9 protein-coding genes are annotated in these 17,383 nt (G+C 69.5%); all 9 read right to left on the reverse strand.

The genetic code is table 11. The annotated features are described in order from the left end of the window. Positions 1-75 precede the first annotated feature (75 nt). Positions 76-777 (reverse strand): hypothetical protein, encoded by a 702-nt coding sequence (locus AC5RVS_RS09855; protein WP_493988059.1) that lies wholly within the window; start codon positions 775-777, stop codon positions 76-78. Positions 778-866: 89 nt separating this feature from the next. After that, positions 867-2,444 (reverse strand): serine/threonine-protein kinase, encoded by a 1,578-nt coding sequence (locus AC5RVS_RS09860; RefSeq protein WP_494107992.1) that lies wholly within the window; start codon positions 2,442-2,444, stop codon positions 867-869. Next, complete coding sequence (locus AC5RVS_RS09865; RefSeq protein ID WP_494107993.1) at positions 2,441-4,087, reverse strand: FHA domain-containing protein; 1,647 nt, start codon at positions 4,085-4,087, stop codon at positions 2,441-2,443. The genes AC5RVS_RS09860 and AC5RVS_RS09865 overlap by 4 nt, the downstream gene beginning before the upstream one ends. After that, positions 4,087-4,923, reverse strand: coding sequence for a PP2C family protein-serine/threonine phosphatase (locus AC5RVS_RS09870; RefSeq protein WP_494107994.1), 837 nt, complete (start codon positions 4,921-4,923; stop codon positions 4,087-4,089). The genes AC5RVS_RS09865 and AC5RVS_RS09870 overlap by 1 nt, the downstream gene beginning before the upstream one ends. Beyond that, entirely contained in the window at positions 4,920-6,119 is a 1,200-nt protein-coding gene (locus AC5RVS_RS09875; protein ID WP_494107995.1) for an RDD family protein, read from the reverse strand. The genes AC5RVS_RS09870 and AC5RVS_RS09875 overlap by 4 nt, the downstream gene beginning before the upstream one ends. Next, complete coding sequence (locus tag AC5RVS_RS09880) at positions 6,104-8,629, reverse strand: transglutaminase TgpA family protein (protein ID WP_494107996.1); 2,526 nt, start codon at positions 8,627-8,629, stop codon at positions 6,104-6,106. Before AC5RVS_RS09880 ends, AC5RVS_RS09875 begins: the two co-directional genes overlap by 16 nt. Next, positions 8,626-9,978: a DUF58 domain-containing protein gene (locus tag AC5RVS_RS09885; protein WP_494107997.1), complete on the reverse strand. Its 1,353-nt coding sequence runs from the start codon at positions 9,976-9,978 to the stop codon at positions 8,626-8,628. Before AC5RVS_RS09885 ends, AC5RVS_RS09880 begins: the two co-directional genes overlap by 4 nt. A 39-nt stretch (positions 9,979-10,017) precedes the next feature. Next, positions 10,018-10,989: an AAA family ATPase gene (locus AC5RVS_RS09890; RefSeq protein WP_493988052.1), complete on the reverse strand. Its 972-nt coding sequence runs from the start codon at positions 10,987-10,989 to the stop codon at positions 10,018-10,020. Between the two features lie 97 nt (positions 10,990-11,086). Continuing rightward, positions 11,087-17,242 carry an Ig-like domain-containing protein gene (locus AC5RVS_RS09895; protein WP_494107998.1) on the reverse strand — a complete coding sequence of 2,052 codons (6,156 nt, stop codon included), beginning with the start codon at positions 17,240-17,242 and terminating at the stop codon, positions 11,087-11,089. Positions 17,243-17,383: the final 141 nt, after the last annotated feature.

Here is a 17,383-nt window from a genome sequence, read left to right on the forward strand (position 1 = left end):
TGACTATCTTGCCCGAGAAGCGCGGTTCAGGCGACGACGGCGGAGCCCGCAAGTCCTCGCTGGACCGGCCGCCGCTCAGTCTTCCGCGTCCGGCCGTTCGTCAAGCAGCGGCAGGTCGGCCGCGGTGACCAAGTGCGAGGTCACCGCGTGTTCGACCAGCCGCGCGCGCCGGTTGGTGGCAAGCTTTCCGCCGCCGCCGCGCAGTCCGGCGACGCCCACGCGGTCCAGTTTGTCGCAGACGTTGTCCAGCTTGCGGTTGAACTTGGTCAGGGGCCAGCCCAGCCTGGCCGCCGCCTGCGAGGACGACGGGATCGAGCTAAGCCCGGTCCCGTCGCGCTTGAGCATCGGTTCAGCCAGGGCCAGGATCAGGGCCTTCTGCGACGCGGTGAAGACCACCGGGCCGATGGTGGTTTCGCCCACCGCATCCGTGTCCCGGTGTTCCTGCCGGAACGACGGCGTCTTCACATGGACCGACAGCTCATAGGTCGTGGGGCCGGCCGTGAAAACGATGTTCGTCTGGCTGAAGACCATCGGGATCCGCGCTCCCGGCGCCAGCCATGCCTGCATCCCCCCGGTTGAATCGGCAATGGTCGCGGAGATGAGGGAGCCGACGTTGGCCAGCCACCAGATGCCGTCATAGTGGGCGATCTGCAGGAACCTGCGGTGCAGATAGGGATTGTCGTCGATCTCCAGGTCGCCTTCGCGCCCAATGGTGAACACGTCGTTGTTCGTGGCTTCGTACCATTCGCCGCAGAACTCAATGCTCACATCCGCCACCGCTATCCCCCTTGTCTGCACCGCCCGCAGGGGCCAATGCGTGATTCAACGTTTCAAACCTACCCGCAAAAGCCCCGCAGGCCGGGCAGCTACTTGTCCGCGCAGCCGCGGACCGGATCCGAGGCCCGGCCATTGGCCCGCACCACCACCACTTCAATGCAGGTGCGGTCATTCTGTGCCAGGGGCATGGTTGCCTCGGGTTCACGGGTGCGCTCGGCCTCGCCCTTGCCCAACGCGGTCACCGGCGTCCAGACGTACAGGTCGCCGTCCCGCGGGTCCGGATTGGTCCAACTGAAGACTGCCTCGCCGCCCCGCACCCGGCCGGCCAGGTCCTCCGGCGGCACCACATTGCCGGACAGGCCTTCCAAGGCGTTTGCCGGCGCCCGGCTGACGGAGGCCTCGGGCACTGCAGCCTCGGAGGCCGGCCGGTTGAGCACGACGACGGCACCGGCGAGCACCGCTGCCGCGGCGACGGCCCCGGCCACCCAGGCCCAGGGACGGCGCCGCGCCTCGCCGTCGGGGTCCGTCCCTTGGTCCTGTTCCGAGTCCCGCAGCACTGTGGCGCCGTCCGGGTCCGGCTCCAGGAGCCGCCCCTGGGGGCCCCCGGGCAGCCACGGCCCGGAATCGGCGCCTGCTGCCGGCTGCGCCGGCTCGGCGGGCAGCCTCCCGGTGCGTTCGGGGAAGGCGAAGCCGGGTGCCGTCGGTGCCGTGCCGGCGGACGGGTCGATGGAGACAATCCCGCGGACGCGCGTCGCCTCGCCGTCGTCGCCGCCGTCTGCCTGAGCCGACCGCGCTTCCTCCAGCACCTCGAACGGGGTCACCGAGAGGTTCAATTCCGCCTGGACCCGCTGCAGGGACAGCGCGAAGGCATAGGCCGATGTGAACCGCGAGCCCGGCGACTTGGCCATCGCGGTCGCCAGGGCCAGTTCCAGGGATGCGGGCACGTCGGCACGGCGCAGCGGCGGCAGCGGCGCATGCGCAATGCGGTCCATCAGGTCCCGCTGGGAGTTGTTGCCGCCGGGCTGGATGAACGGGGACCGCCCGGCCAGCAGCGTGTAGACGGTGGCACCCAGGGACCAGATGTCGCTGCGGGTGCCGTTGCCGGCAGCACCCTGGAATGCTTCCGGCGGCGACCATGGGATGGACATGCCGGCGTCGCCGTCCCCGCCGTCAGCGCTGGAGGAGGAGATGCCGAAGTCGGTCAGGGCCGGCCGGTTGTAGTCGGTGACCAGGATGTTGGCGGGTTTGATGTCGCGGTGCGCGATTCCCGCCCGGTGCGCGGTTTCCACGGCCGAGGCCACCTGGATTCCGAGGGCCAGCACTTCGTGCACCGCCAGCGGCCCCTTGCGGTACCGCACGTCCAGACTGGGACGCGAGCAGTACTCCATGGCCAGGTAGGAATGTCCTTCGGCGGTGAGATTGGCCTCGTAGATCGTGACGATGAACGGATGCGTGGACAGCTGCGCCATGAGGTTCGCTTCGGATTCGAAGCGGCGGCGGGCGTCGTCGGTCTTCAGCCCGGACAGCAGTACCTTGACCGCGACCCGGCGCTTGGGTCGATCCTGTTCGTAAAGATAGACATCGGAGAAACCGCCGGAGCCGAGCAGCCTGACGTAGCGGTAGCCGTCGATGGCGGGCGGCGGTGCGGGCGGGCGCTTCACGCTCACGGCAGGTCCTCAAAGCGCAAGGAGATGCCGTCGCCCAGGTCCGCGATGTCGCCGTCCAGCAGCATGACCGCCTCGCCGTGGCCCAGCCGCCGGGGCGCCTGCTGGCCGCGCAAGAGCAAGGTCCCGTTGGTGGAGTCCAAGTCGGCAAGCATGACGTGCCAGCCTTCCAGCCGGACTTCCACGTGTGAGCGCGAAATATCCCCGCTGGCGCTGTGCACCGGAACCAGCCGCGGCATCACGCTGCCCTGGACCCGGTTCGCGGAGGGTTGCCGTCCAATAATCACGGGCCTGTCCAGTTCCACCACTTCCCCGGTGGACAACCGCAGGTGCCCCAGCGCCGGCCGCTGCACCTCCTGGGCCTCGTCGTCCAGCTGCCCGCCGCACGCAGAGCACGCTGAACTGGTCGGTGGATTGGCGTGGCCGTGACCGCACATCCGGGCCAGCACCATGGGCGCGGTGCTCGGCACCGACGACGGCGCCGAGGCGGCAGCGGCGGGTGCGGCCGGGACCTCGGGCAGGTCGCTGCGCATCAGCGTCTGCCCGTCGTGGTCACCGTCGGCGTGGTCTCCACGGACGAATCCGGCCGGTGGGTCCCCAGTGGCAGGGCCGCGGTCGGCCGGCTCGGCCGGCTGGGAATCCCTGGCCGCTTCCGCGGCGGCCGATGCCGCGGAAGCGGCGCGGGCGGACGCAGACGGCGTCAGCCAGGGAACGGCGTCGATCAGGTCCACAGGCTGGCCGGGCTGCCCGGCGGTCCGGCCTGCTGCCGCGGGACGGGGTGCGACGGCGGCTCCCGCCTGGCCATCGCCGGCCGCGGCATGGGGCGGCCGTGCCTGCAGGTTGGCACGCTGCGCCTCGGCGTGGACCACCGTCTGCTCCAGGCCATCATCTTCCGCCCCGGTGTCCGGCACCGCTTGGGCGCCGGCGGCTTGCCCGGCGTCCGGCACCGGTTCGCCGCCCGGCACCATGTCATCGGCGGCAGCGGCGGCGTCGGACTCATCTTCCGGCACATAGAGACTGGTCATTTCCAGGCTTTCGGACCATCCGGCCTCCGGCCCGCCGGACTCCGGCCCTGCCGCTTCGGTCCGCGCCGCCGGAGCCGGTACACGTGCGGGTTCAGGTGCCGAAATGCCGGCCGTCCGGCCCGTCCTTGTCGAATCCGCTGGGCCGCCCCCCGGTCGCGGCTCCCGTCCGGCGGCGACAGCCGCGCCCACGCGAAGGGCACCCAGCTGTACCGCGCCGGCGCGCAGCGGCAGCCACGGGCCCGGCCTGCCTGCCGGGTGAGGTCCGCCGGCCCCGGCCGCAATGACCACGCTGTCGGCCGCCAGCCGTCCTTCGGTCCAGCTCGAGACACCGCGTCCGCTCAGTTCCTGCCCGTCCGAATCCGCGGATACCACTACGTCGCCGCGGAGCACCGCGTGGATGCCGCCGGCACGGGAGATGATGCCGAACTGCGGCATGGCCGACAGGTTGGCGCCGTAGCCGGAGACGACGGTTCCCAGCAGCGCTTCGAGCGTGGCGCCGGACTCCAGCGCCTGCCACAACTGCTGCACCATGTCATCGGGGGCGCCCGGTTCGAGGAGTACCGCTGTGTCGCCGCTGACCAACCCAAGCCAATGCCCGCGGCTGTACGCCATGACCGCCATCAGTCATCCTCCACGGCGGCTGCCTGTTCGGGAGCTTCCAGCCGGGGCAGCGTCGTCGTCTCCTCCTGCCGCGGCGCGGTCGAGGCGTCCTCGCCCTGGCCCGCGGGGCCGTCGGCATCAACGACAACCACGGTGATGTTGTCCCGTCCGCCCGAGCGCAGCGCGGCCTGGATCAGCGCATCGACCGCGTCCTGGGGATGGGCCAGGGAGGTGAGGATGCTGTAGATGTGGTCGTCGCTGACCTCCGAGGTCAGCCCGTCGGAGCAGATCATGATCCGGTCCCCCGGTTCCACGGGCACCATCCAAAAATCCGGCTGGTTGTCTTCGCCGGTGCCCAGCGCCCGGGTGATGACGTGCCGGCGCGGGTGCACCAGGGCCTCCTGGGCAGTGATCTGTCCCGCCTCGAGCAGTTCCTGCACCTCGGAGTGGTCAACACTGACCTGTACGAGTTTGCCGTGGTTGAGCCGGTAAGTGCGGGAATCGCCGACGTTGAACACCAGCCAGTAGGGCACGCCGCGTTCGGAGACCAGCGCGGCCCCGGACACCGTCGTGCCCGCCCGCGATGCCGCCGCCACCCTGATCCGTGCGTCCGCCCGGGCGATTAGCTGTTCCAGCTCGTGCGCGCCGAGTTCGTGGCTGGCAACGTAGTCCCGCATCGTCTCCACGCAAATGCGGCTGGCCACTTCGCCGGCCTCGTGTCCGCCCATGCCGTCGGCCACCGCGAACAGCGTCCCGTCGGCCAGGTACGCGTCCTCGTTCAGCTGACGCCGCAACCCGCGGTCTGACCCGGAGCCGACATTGAGCCGGATGGGCTCCGCTCCCGACGCCGTGCTCATGCCCGTCCGATGGTAAAGCCGCGGTCGCCGAACTCGACGGTCGCTCCCGGTTGCGCAGCCACCGCTTCCCCGGGGGCCAGCTGGCGGCGGGTACCGTCGCCGCCGGTCACCGCGGTCCCGTTGGTGGAGTTTCGGTCGGTCACCCAGACGGTGCCGCCGTCGACCCGCAGCAGCAGGTGGGTCTTGGATACGGAGCGTCCCATGTCCGCGAAATCGATCAGCTGGTCGATCTCCTCGCCGGCGCCTGCGGCCGGGTTGCGCCCGATCAGGGCCGTCGTTTCAAGTACCACGTTGCGCCCGTCGTCGAAGGTGATGGTGAGGGGGCCGGCCGGCGGGGCCGCCGTGCGGACCCGGGTTGCCGCGAATTCTTCGTCCGGATGGTTGTCCCGGCCCGCCTCCGCAGCTTGGCCCGCCGCTGCCGGAACGTACGGCGGCGGCACCTCCGGGGTGCCCCGGCTGACGGCCGCCGGCGCAGGCGGCGCGGCGGGGACGGCGCCGGCTGCCGGGACCGTGGGCGCCGGTGTTAACGGTGCGGGGCCGAATCCCGGGATCGCGGAAATGACGCCGGAAGCCTGCGGAGCACGCTCGGCGACGGCCCGCTGCGGGTCTTGTCCTTCCGAGGCCGCGCCGGCAAAGCCGACGTGGGCGTCGGTACCGTCCGGCGCAAAAGCCGCCGGCCCGTACAGGCCGCCGGTGGTCAGCGGATCGCGGCCCTGTGCCACGTCGAGCACCAGGGTCTTGGCCACCTTGTCGTGCCAGCCCTGGCGCTTGTGGTTGCGGTCCCAGACGTTGGAGACCACCACCACGACGGCGCCCACGGCCAACACCAGTGAGCCGACGGCGATGATGAGCCCGCGCAGGAAAATGGCTCCCCAGCCGGCCGCATGTCCGTCCTCGTTGGCCGTCCGCAGGCCCAGCAGCAGGTTGCCGGGAGTCTTGCCGCTGGTCGCTTCCCAGCCCCAGAGCCAGATGGTGTAGGCCAGCGACGGCAGCGATGCCAGCCCGATCCACAGGAACATGCCGCCCAGCGCTTCCGCGGCCGCGGAGGCGCTGCCGGAGGCCGCGGCCTCCATCACGGCCGGGACGCTGGCAGCATAGGCGGCCAGCATCAGCACGGCAGGCGGAATCTTGTCGATCAGCCACGCCGCCAGCCGTTTGCCGACCGGGGCGCTGACCAGATTCAGTCTTGCTGCCACGTGCTGCTCCCGCCCTGTTCCGGCCGTCCGGCCTGTGAGTCTACTGTACGGATTCTAGTGGCGGCCGTTGTCCGCCGCTGCGCCAGCCGCCTCTTGGCGTCCGCAACCAGCGAGCGGGGTGTGAACTTGGCCCGCTGCCGCTGCCAGAAACCCAGCGAGTCCTTCATTTTGGCCAGCGAGTCATCCACCTGGTCCCAATACTGCTGCACCTGGACTTCCGTCGGCTCGGCTGCCCCGAAGATGGCCGCGTCGGCCCGGTGTGCCAGTAGCGTGGTGCCGTCCGCCGTGGTCGGGAACTGCCCTGCCAGCATGGCGGCATGTTCGCGCCGGGTGGCGTTCGCGGGGGCTCTCGCTCCCATATCGGTGGCCAGCGACATCACCTCGCGCCAGCCGCCGCCCACGCGGTGGCTCGGCAGGCCTTCGCTGGACCGCCGCTTGCGCCGGCGCAGCTTCAGCCAGGCGATCAGCAACAGCGGCAGCAGCAATACCGCCAGCGGGACGGCCGCCATGCCCACGGCTGCGAAGAGCCAGCCCCACAGTTCCCAGAACGACTTCTCCTGCTGCTCGGCGTCCTGCGGCTCCGGGGCGGTGTCCGGCGGCAGCTCGGCCGGTTCCTGCGGCGGAGGCGGCGGCTGCAGGACCTGCGGCTTGGGCGTCGACTTCGGTTCCTGCTGCGGCGGAGTCGGCTCGTTGTCCTCGTCCGGCGTCGGGTCAAAGGCGACCCAGCCGGCATGTTCGAACGCCACCTCCACCCAGGCGTGCACGTCTTCGCCCTTGATCTGAACTGCTTCCCCGGCGGAATGGCCTTCCTTCGGATCCGGGTAGAACCCCATCACCACCCGGGCCGGGATGCCCAGGTGCCGGGCCATCAGCGCCATCGCCACCGCGTACTGCTCGTCGTCGCCAATCATCTGCTCGGCATCGAGGAGCTGGATCATCCGCCCCGCGTGGTGGCCGGACAGGCTGCGCGCTTCGTCTTCCTTGCCGTTGCTGAAGAAGCCGTTCTCGTGCAGGTTCCGTTCCAGTTGGCGCACCTGTTCGATCGGCACCGTCGCTTCGCCGACAAACTCGTTCGCCTTGGCCGCGACGATGTCCGGCACCCTCGCCGGTTTCGGCAGGCGGACGGAGGCGAAGTCGTACTGTGCCAGCTGGGCGTCCTCCGGCCGGCCGGGGAACGTGGTCTCCACCGAGTAGCTGTCTCCGGCCACCAGGTACCGCGTGGTCAGCGCTGTCTTCGAGTCGTCGTTGTAGAACAGCGAGCCGCCCAGCTCGGTCGCCCGCTCCCCCTCGAACGCCATGCCGCCGATGTGCCCGCCCCCGGGAAGCCAGACGCCGCTGTAGTCACCGATCCGGATGTCGAGCCGCGCGGTGCCGCCGGACGCCCGACCGAGCGAGCCGGCGTCGCCCACGGGCGTGAAATTGCCCCCGCTTTCGGGGTTGACGTTGTAGACCGTGCCGTCGAATGTGTCCAGCGCCGCCAACCGCACCCGCTGGCCCTCGGGCAGCCCTGTGACGGTGAACAGCGTCTCCTCGGCCCGGTCCTTCACGTAGCTCCGGAAATCCATCAGCGGGCTCGGATAGTCGTAGAGATTGACCGGAGGAACGACGACGTCGCGCAGCACCTCGCGATCGCCGCGCGCCGTGAGTGCCGGGCCGGCCAGCGCCGTGAGCGCCACCGCCGACGCCAGCATTCCGGCGCCCAGGCCGAGCCTGCGCCGCAGCCTGGCCCGGTGTGCGGCGGGGTCGGCCAGTGCCGGAGTGGCCACACCGGCGGCGGCATCTCCCCGGGCCAGGTGGCGGTGCCACGCCAGCCAGGCGGCGGACACCGCCACCAGCAGCACGCCCCGCAGCACCGGCAGCGCCGGGACATCGGTGCCGAACGCGATGCCCAGCAGGAAGAACCCCAGTACCGGCAGCAGCGGCCAGTACGGCCCGCGGACGCGCCACGCCAACGTGCCGGCCAGCAGGGCGGCCGCCAGGGCGCCCAGGAACGGCACCACCAGCATCCCGCCGGAGATCCCTACCGGCGGGGCGACGGTGAGGATGTCCTTCCACGCGAAAACAAAGCCGGTCAGCACGGTGCGCAGCGAGTCCAGCGACGGCAGGACGCCGCCGATGGCTTCGGTGGGCGCGGCGAAGGTGCTGCCGAGCAGCAGGTAGGACCCCAGCCCGGCGGTGGCCGTGGACAACAGACCCATCCGGTAGCGGGCGCCGATCAGGGAGAGCAGGAGCCCGACGGCGATACCGCCGAAGCCTGCGGTCAGGTAGCGGCCGTTGCCGCCGAAAACGTGGTGGAATCCGGCCAGCCCCAGTCCCAGCAGCACCACCAGGACAGCCGCGTCGAGTGCCACCTGTCGTGCGGGCCGTGGCAGCCAGGCCGCCAGTCCGCCGGCAGCCGGCAGGCGCCGCTTCCGCGGGGCGGTAAGGCCGGCGTCGTTCTGTGCTTCGGCGGCACGACGGCGGACCCGGCCGGGTTGTTGCTCCGGAAGCGGAGCTTTGGCGGTGCTCATGCAGCTGCCTTCCGCAACACGATGGCCAGGTCGTCCAGGCTGGACAGTGACAGCACGGACAGGTCGCCGATGGTCGCCCGGGCGACCTGGAGACCGCCGCCGCAGCGTATGGCGAAGGCACGGATGCCGGCCGGCACGGCCGATGATGCCTGGCGGAGCTGCGTAACCGACACGTGATCGCCGACGATCAGGAACATGACGGACGCATTCGGAACCGCGTCGGCGGTACTGCGGGCCAGTTCCACCGCGGTGGAGCTCTGCGGTTTGCCCTCGATCCGGGTCATTTCATCCAGCAGGATGCGGCCGGTTTCGCTGCGCAGCGGGCCCCGCTGGGTCAGGACGCTCAGGTTGCGCTCCTCGCGGATCGCCTGCAGCCCGATCGATGCGCCCACGGAGACAGCCAGTTCGAAGTCCTCCTCCGAGCCGTACTCCTCGGTGTTCGTCGAGACCGCGACGGCGAGATGCGCGCGGCGGGTTTCCTCGAACTGGCGCACCATCAGCGTGTTGGTGCGCGCCGTGGTTTTCCAGTGGATGTAGCGGCGGTCGTCGCCGGGGACGTAATCGCGCAGCGCGTGGAAGGAGACGTCGGCGCTGGCCAGTTCCTTGGTGGGCAGGCCCTCGAGGTCGCGGATGAAGCCGGCTGCCGAACTGCCCAGCGCGGTGGTGCGCGGATGGACGAACAGGTCGGTCGGTTCCGTCCACATCATCTGGCGGCGGAGCAGGCCCAGCGGATCCTGGCGCACCGAACGGACCGGGCCAACCACGATGACGGCGCGGCGCTGCGTCGGGATGGTGAACAGGTCCTCGTGCACTTGGCCGGCCGTCATGCGCGGCAACTGGAACACGGCGGTGGCCGCTCCGACCGGCAGCTCCAGCGCCGCCGGCAGCAGGGGTTTGTCCGCGGTGTTCGTCACGGCTACGCTCCCGACGGCCTGGTCACCGACGGCGACCCGGGTGCGTGCCAGGTCCAGTTCCACGCCGTACGAGGAACGGCCCAACACAAAACCTATGGCCAGCGCCAGCAGGAACAGTCCCATCAGCGCCGCGATCTTGGCTTCCTGCCAGCCGAAGGCGGTCCCGGGCACCAACAAGAGGACCGTGCCGCCGGCCACCACCCAGCCAAGCGGGCTCACGGTATCCAGCACAGGCCGCAGGTAGCGCTCCGCGGCACCCCGGACCCGCTGCCAGCGCGGCGACACGTACTGCCCGGCCAGCGAACCAGCCTGGGTGGCCAGCGAGGCCGGATGCAGCCTGCTGCCTTTGTCCGTGGCTACCCGCCGAATCGTTTCACTGAGGCCGCCGAGCCGGTTCGTTTGCTCCGTGGCCTGCTTGGTCGTGGTCTCGGTCATGGAGCCGCTTTCGGCCGGAAGTGTTCCGTCGGCACGGCCCTAGACCGTCACCCGCTGCTGGGGCGCCGGCACGTCGGCCAGCACGCGCGACATCACGGCCTCCGGGGTGGCGCCGGCGAACTCCGCTTCGGGGTCCATCACGAACCGGTGGTTCCAGACCACGGGAGCCAGTTCCTTGATGTCGTCCGGCAACACGAAGTTGCGGCCCTGGGACGCGGCCCAGACCTTGGCCGCGCGGACCATGGCCAAGGCGCCGCGTACGCTCACGCCGAGGCGCGACTCGGCCGCGTTGCGGGTTTCCTCGCACAGGGCCGAGACGTATTCCAGTATCGACATGTCCACGTGATTGCTGGCCCCGAGGTCTGCCATGTCCCTGACGGCCTGCGGGGTGATGATCGGCGTCAGGGCGGCCGACCGGTCGCGCGTGCTGGCTCCGCCCAGCAGTTCCACCGTCGACGCGCGGTCGGGGTAGCCGATCGACGTCTTGATCAGGAAGCGGTCCAGCTGGGCTTCCGGGAGGCGGTACGTACCGGCCTGCTCGATCGGGTTCTGCGTGGCGATCACCATGAAGGGGCGCCCGGCGTCATAGGTCACGCCGTCGACCGTCACCCGGCCTTCTTCCATGACTTCCAGCAGCGCCGACTGCGTCTTCGGCGAGGCCCGGTTGATCTCGTCCGCCAGCACCACGGTGGCGAAGATCGGGCCCTTGTGGAACTCGAACTTTTGCGTCTTCTGGTCGTAGATCGTGATGCCGGTGACGTCGGAGGGCAGCAGGTCCGGGGTGAACTGGATGCGCGAGTTCGAGCCCTGCACGGTGGCGGCCAGTGACCGGGCCAGCATCGTCTTGCCGGTTCCCGGGGCGTCCTCCAGCAGCACGTGGCCCTCGGCCAACATGGCTGTGAGCACCAACCGCACCACCTGGTTCTTGCCCAGCACCGCCTGGCCGACGTTGGCGGCCAGCTTCCCGAACGTCTCGGCGAACCACTCGGCCTGCTCGGAAGTCATCGTCATGCTGTTCCCGGTCTCTCTTCGTGTTGCATCGGTGTCAATCTGTTAGTTGCTTAAGAAGCGTGCAGGCGCCCTGATTCGAATCCCGGCCTGCCCGGTTTCATCCGCATGGAGGCATCCCGCTCGGCGGGGCGCTGCCCAGGTCGGAGCCCCTGCCCTCCAGCGTTACGTGAATGCCCTTCACGTACAGCCCGTTATTGATCGACTTGCCGCCGCCGTTTTGCTGGTACCAGTAGATTCCGCCGGAGCGCAGGATCCAGCACTTCGACAGCAATGTGGGATTCGGATTGCTCCTGTCATTCGCCCAATGACCTCCGGCGCATGAAGCGGGCGGGCCCGGGCTGAAGTTTGTCCCCGACCGCGGATCCATGCAAGTTCTATGACCAGCGGGCAACTGGCCGCCGACCACCAGGTGCCATTCCGTTTTCGGCGGCGGCGGTGGCGGCGGAGCGTCGCCGGAGCTTGCCGAAGCGGACGCTATCGCACCAGCCGTGCCGCGGGAATTGATCGACTGCGCTTCGAACGTCACGCGCTTGTTGTACGCACGGGTGTTGACCGTCTCGCTGCCGGAGTTGGCCACGTTCCGCCAGGCGCCCCCGTCGATCCGGATCCGGATTTGGGCCACGTCGTGGCTGTTCGCTGCCGGTGCGCTCCAGTTGAACGTCACGGACTGCTGTTCCCTGGCGCCGTCCTGTCCGGAGACACTAGGCTTCCCGGGAGCTCCATACGGCGTCGCGTTGTTGGACTCGGCGCCTGGCGCACTGGAGTAGCTCGCGCCGTCGCTGTTGGCTACGGAGGTGATGCGCACGTTCACGGCCTTGCCGTTGGTGAAGCCTCCCACCTGCTGCCCGTTCGTGATGGCCATGGTCCGGCCGTCGCTGAAGGTCGCCCGGAAGCTGACTTCGCCGGCCTGGGCGCCGTTGCGCTGCGCGGCGGTCAGTTCGTTAAAGGACACCGTCACCGCGCGTCCCGCCCCGCCGGTCTGCGCTTCGCTCAGCGAGGCGCCGGTCGGGGCATCGGGAGCGCCGACCGCCCGCCGAGCGTTGGACTGCGGGCTGGCTCCGCCGGACCCGGCCTTGTTCCGTGCCGTGACGGTGTAGGTGTAGGCGGTCTCCGAGTTGGGTGCCGTCACGGTCTGCGAGGTGGCATTCACCGCCGGGAAGGTCCGGGTCAGCCCTCCGCCCTGGTATTCGCGCACGGTGTAGTCGAGAATCTCGCCGCCATTGTTGGACGGCGCGGCCCAGCTCACCTTCAGCTGGCTCTGGTCCCCCACGGACTTCACCCGTTCGGTAGCCGGAGCGGTGGGAGCCGCGGGCGGACCGGCCGGCACCTCTGCGGCGGAGTAGGCACTGAAGTCGCTCGGTTCCGGGGCGCGGTTGTGCGCCTGCACCCGGACCTCGTACGCCTGCCCGTTTTCCAGCCCCTCCCACTTGTAGCTGGTGCCGGTCAGGCCGTTCTTCTGCAGCTGGCCGCTCGGCGGGGCCGGCGAGATCTCCAGGGTGTAGCTCTCGATGGCCGAGCCTTCGTTGGCCGGTGCGGTCCAGCTGACGTCCAGTGACTTGTCGCCGAACTTCAGCTGCGGAGCGGCCGGGGTTGCGGGCCGGACATCCGGCCTGGCCACCGCCGACTCCGCCGACGGGTCGGACGTTCCCACGGCGTTCTCCGCCGTCACGGTGAAGGTGTATTCGACGTCGTTCTGCAGGCCGGTCAGGGTGCAGGTAGTGGTCGCGCACTGCTGGCTGAATCCCCCGCCGACTGCGTTCACGGTGTAGCCGGTGATCGGGGCGCCGTTGTCGCTGGGCGCCGTCCAGGACAGCACCACGCTCTGGTTGCGGACCGCGTCGACCAGCGGCGTGCTGGGCGTCTCCGGCCGGCCCTTGACCACGAGCGAGACGTTCGCCGTCGCCTGCCGGCTCCCCTCGCGGGTCTTGTCCTCCACCGTGTATTCGACGGTCATGGTGCCGGAGAAGTCGGCGCCGGGCGTCACGATAATCCGCTCGCCGTCGATCTCCGCGGTGCCCCCGTTGCCGGCAACGGCGCTGACGATCGTCAACGGGGTTTCCGGGAACGGATTCACGTCGTTGGCGAGCACGTCCACCGGCAGCGCTTCGCCCTGCACGGCGTCCGGCACCTCGTCGTCGTTGGCGACCGGGAGCGGGCGGGTGGAGGCGGTCGCCTGCACGCTCACCCGGCTGGTCACCTTATCCGAACGGCCGTCGGTGACGGAGAAGTTGACCACGCCGGTGGCACCGGTTTGGAGCTCGGCATCCGCCGCCACACGCAGCACGCTGCCCTCCAGGCTGACGTCGAATCCTTCCGGCGTCCCGCCTTCGACGGCGAACTGCAGCTTCTCCAGGTCTTCCGGGTTCGGGTCGCTGGCCAGCGGGCGCAGGTCGTAGCTCACGGCGTCTTCGCCCTTGGCCACGTCGAGCGTGCCCGTGGTCAGTTCGGGCGGGAGATTCCGGTCGGCGGCCGGAATGACCTTGGTCATGATGGTGAGCGTGGACTTGAGCCCCTCGGGGTCGTCGGGGCCCGAACCGTCGGTCACTTCGAACGTGATGGAGCCGCGGCCGGCATAATCGAGGTCCGCCTTGTAGCTCAGCGTGCTCGCGTCGGCCATCCACTGGTCGTCGCTGGTGCCGATCGCGCGGATGCTCTCCGCCACCGTGATCCGCGGGGTGCGGCCGGGCCGCACTTCGACCAGTTCCGTCAGGTCCAGCTGCAGTTCGTCGCCGGCCGTCACGTCCAGCGGGGTGTTGTCCCGCAGCACCGGATACTGCTCGCCGAGTGGCGGTACCCAGATGACCGCGGTGGCCTGCAGCCCGTCCTCGTCCCGCACGGTGTACGGGATCAGCTGCACCGCCTCGGTCAGTTCGACGTTGACCTGTCCGCCGGCCACAGCCCTGGCGGTCGGATAGTCGCCGCCCACCAGCACTTCAAGATCCTTGGCCACGCCGTCCGGATCCTCGTCGTTCTCCAGCACCGGAACATCGACGGCGGTGCGCCCCTTGATGTCGGCCGACGCTACCCTGTCATCGCGGGCCAGCGGCGCCCGCAGCGGAGCGTCCCCGCTCACCTGGGCGGTCACGGTCCCGACGGCGGAGCCGCCGCGGCCGTCGCCCACGGTGTAGCGCACGTTGACCGTGCCTTCCTCGGCCGGGGTCGTCAGGTAAACGCGCCCGTCTTCCGCCTTGGCGCCGATCGCCGCCGGCTCGCCGACGATCTTGCCGGCATCGAGCCGGAGCGCGTCGCCGTCCGGATCCGAATCGTTCTTGAGCACATCGACGGCCACCGTCTTGCCCGGCCGGATCTCGATTCCGTCGTCGATCGCCACCGGGTTCTGGTTGCTCTCCTGTGCCGGGGCAATGCCGACCAGGACCGTGGCCGTATTGACGGCACCCAGCCTGTCCTTGACCCGGTAGGTGAAGGTGTCGGTGCCGGCGCCCTGCGCGGATGCCGTGTAGTCGATGTAGTTCGGCCCGGCCACGGCCGCGCCCTGTTTGGGGGCCTTGTCGATGCCCGTCAAGTACACCGAGTCGCCGTCGGGATCGATGCCGTTGAGCGGGATGGGTATCCGGACCGTCGACCCCGCGATGGCACGGGCTTCCTGGCTCTTGGGAGCGGGCTGGGAATTCGATTCGTCGTCGCGCGGGAGGATGTTGATCCGTACCTGGGCGGAATCCTTTTGGCCCGCCGTGTCCGTCACCTCATAGACCGCGTAGACCGTCTTCGCCTGCTGCCCGGCGATGAAGCGCATGGAGTTCTCGGCCGTGAAGATTCGGCCGTCGGCAGGATCCGGAACCTCCGCAAGCTCATTTACCAGCGTCAGCGTGTCGCCGTTTGGATCCGTGTCGTTCGCCAGCACATCAACGGTGACCACGTCGCCGACCCGCACGGTGGCGGTGTCGGCTTCGGCCTGCGGCGGCAGCAGCTTGTCTTGGCCGGCCACGGAGATCACGCTGACCTCGCCCGTGGCGGCGGCGAAGCCGTTGGAAACGGTGTATCCGATGGTGGTCTGCTGGTGCAGTCCCTTCACATCGGAGATGCGCAGGATGTTGTGGTCCAGCACTTCGACGGCGACGGGCGCACCGTTCGCGTCCACCGAGGTGACGACCAGGACGCCGCCGGAGGGGTCGGTGTCATTGGCCAGCACATCCACCAGCACCTGCCCGCTCTCCGGCAGCAGGGCCACGTCCCGCACGGCCACCGGCGCGCCGTCGCCGTCGTCCTCGGCGGCATCGATCCGGATCAGGCCGGTGGTGCTCGACGGCCCGTTGGTGACCAGGTAGGTGAAGTAGTGGGTGCCGGGGGCGTCGGCCGTGAACTTGACCGTGCCCGCGTCGTAGTCGGGCACGATCGAGGTGTTCGCCGCCGAGCCGGTCTTGGCCAGCCGGAGTTCCCCGCCGTTCGGGTCCTGGTCGTTCTTCAGCGGCGCAATCTGGATTTCCTGGCCCACGGTGGCGGAAAAGTGGTCGGCGTTGGCCAGCGGCGGCAGCGCGCCGGGCGGGCGGACGTCGAACACCACCACGTCCTCGGTGGTGTCGGAACCATCGGACACCCGCACCGTGACGTCCTTCTTGCCGAACGTCTTCCCGACGTCCTGGAAGGTCAGCAGCCCGTCGGGCCGGGTCCGCACCAAGTCGCCGTCGGCGGTGTTGTCCGCGCCGACCAGGAACATGTCGTCCCCGTCCGGATCGATCCAGTCACTGAGGATGTTCTGGCTGATTTCGCGGCCCTGTTCCACCAGGATGGTGGTTTTCCGCTTCGTTTCCGGCGGCAGGTTGCTGCCCTCGGCGCGCACGTCAATCGCTACCCGAGCCGTGTCCGTACCGCCCCGGCCGTCGTCCACTTCGTAGTTGAAGGTGTGCCGGCCGGGTGCCGCATCTCCGTTGACCACAATCTGCAGTCCGGTGCTGTCATAGATGCCCTGTACCTCGCCGATGCCCGGGCCGTCGCCGGTCAGGCGGGCGGTGAGCACATCGCCGTCGGGATCGGAGTCGTTATCCAGGATGGTCAGCGTGGTGGTGCGGCCGGCGCGGACGCCGAAGGTGTCGTCCTGGGCGACCGGCGGCTGGTTTTCCTCGGTGCGGTCGGGCAGCGTGTTGACCGGGTTCTCGTCCGCCGAGTCCTCTTCGTCCTCTTCGTTCTCCTGCTCCGGCGGGATCAGGTCGCTCCAGTTGTCTACCAACTGCATGTTCTCGAGCACCAGCCAGACGTTTCCGGCATTCACATCATTGAGGACCACAATGTCCCGGTTCACCCGGAAGACGAGCGACGCGTTCGACCCGATGCCCTGGATCGGCTGCGCGAGATCATCGGCGTCGTCGCCGCAGTCCCGCAGGTAGTGGTTGACGCCGGCCCAGGCCGCGTGCAGGCAACCCGCGAGCTGGACCGGTGCGGCCGGTGTTCCGGTGCCTGCCAGCGGCACGATGTCTGCGTCGGATCCATTCAGCGGCTGCTTGATCACGGCCGATTGGGTCGCCACCGCCACGAACGGGCTCTTGTCTCCGCTGAGCTGCAGCGCCCCGCCGAGGGCGTCCGGCAAGGTGACCTCGCGGCCGCCGGGGAGGACCAGCAGGCCGGAGTCGGCGTCGAAGACCACCGCTTCTTCCCCCACGGCGGCTATCTGGAGATCCCCGGCTTCCGCCAGCGATTCCACCCGGTGCCCGCCGGTGCGTTCGGCCACGCCTTCATCGTTGACTTCGAAGCGGGCTACCTCGCCGGCATCCGGATCGGCGACGAAGATGGTGTCCTGCTTCGATACCGTGGCCACGCTGCCCTCGGCATCGGTGAGCAGCGGCTCGGCCGTTTCCTCATTGAACGACCCGAGCTCGTCCGCCGGGCTGATCCAGACCTGGCCCTTGACCGTGTCGGTGATGGACAGCAGCGTGTTGCCGAAGGCCACGTCGGCGGTGCCGGGCAACTGCTGTTCCGACCCTCGCTCCATCTGGGCCACGTCCACCGGGCTGAGCATCGACTGGTCCTGGTTCTCCATGAACACCGTGCCGGCGTTCTGCATGACGTCGAAGCCGTCGCTGTTGGCCCTGAAGCCGCCGTCGAGCACCTGGGACTGGTAGTTGAGGTGGCCAACCATCCCCTGGCTGTTGTTGGTGACCCACACGCCGCCGTCGTTCAGGTCCACGTCAGCGGTGGGGAAACCCTGGTAGTAGATGGCACCGCCGACCACCAGCGCCGTCGCCACAGAGAAGGTAGTCGTCGATGCCAGCGTCTTGCGCCGCCGCGTCCGCCCGAACATTCTTCCCCGCAATGCCCTGATTCCTTTGTGATCCCGCGCCGATCCCCGCCGGCGCGGCGCGGAATTCCTCGCAGACACGCCGATAAGGCACCCAAAGACGGCCCTTGGTGCGCCAAGGGCCCTTACCGACTATTGCACGTA

The sequence above is a fragment of the Arthrobacter sp. Y3221048 genome (assembly GCF_059092685.1).

Coding starts and splice junctions, on each gene's coding strand:
- AC5RVS_RS09885 (WP_494107997.1), bottom strand. CDS start 9,978: ATGACCGAGACCACGACCAAGCAGGCCACGGAGCAAACGAACCGGCTC.
- AC5RVS_RS09880 (WP_494107996.1), bottom strand. CDS start 8,629: ATGAGCACCGCCAAAGCTCCGCTTCCGGAGCAACAACCCGGCCGGGTC.
- AC5RVS_RS09890 (WP_493988052.1), bottom strand. CDS start 10,989: ATGACGATGACTTCCGAGCAGGCCGAGTGGTTCGCCGAGACGTTCGGG.
- AC5RVS_RS09895 (WP_494107998.1), bottom strand. CDS start 17,242: ATGTTCGGGCGGACGCGGCGGCGCAAGACGCTGGCATCGACGACTACC.
- AC5RVS_RS09870 (WP_494107994.1), bottom strand. CDS start 4,923: ATGAGCACGGCGTCGGGAGCGGAGCCCATCCGGCTCAATGTCGGCTCC.
- AC5RVS_RS09865 (WP_494107993.1), bottom strand. CDS start 4,087: ATGGCGGTCATGGCGTACAGCCGCGGGCATTGGCTTGGGTTGGTCAGC.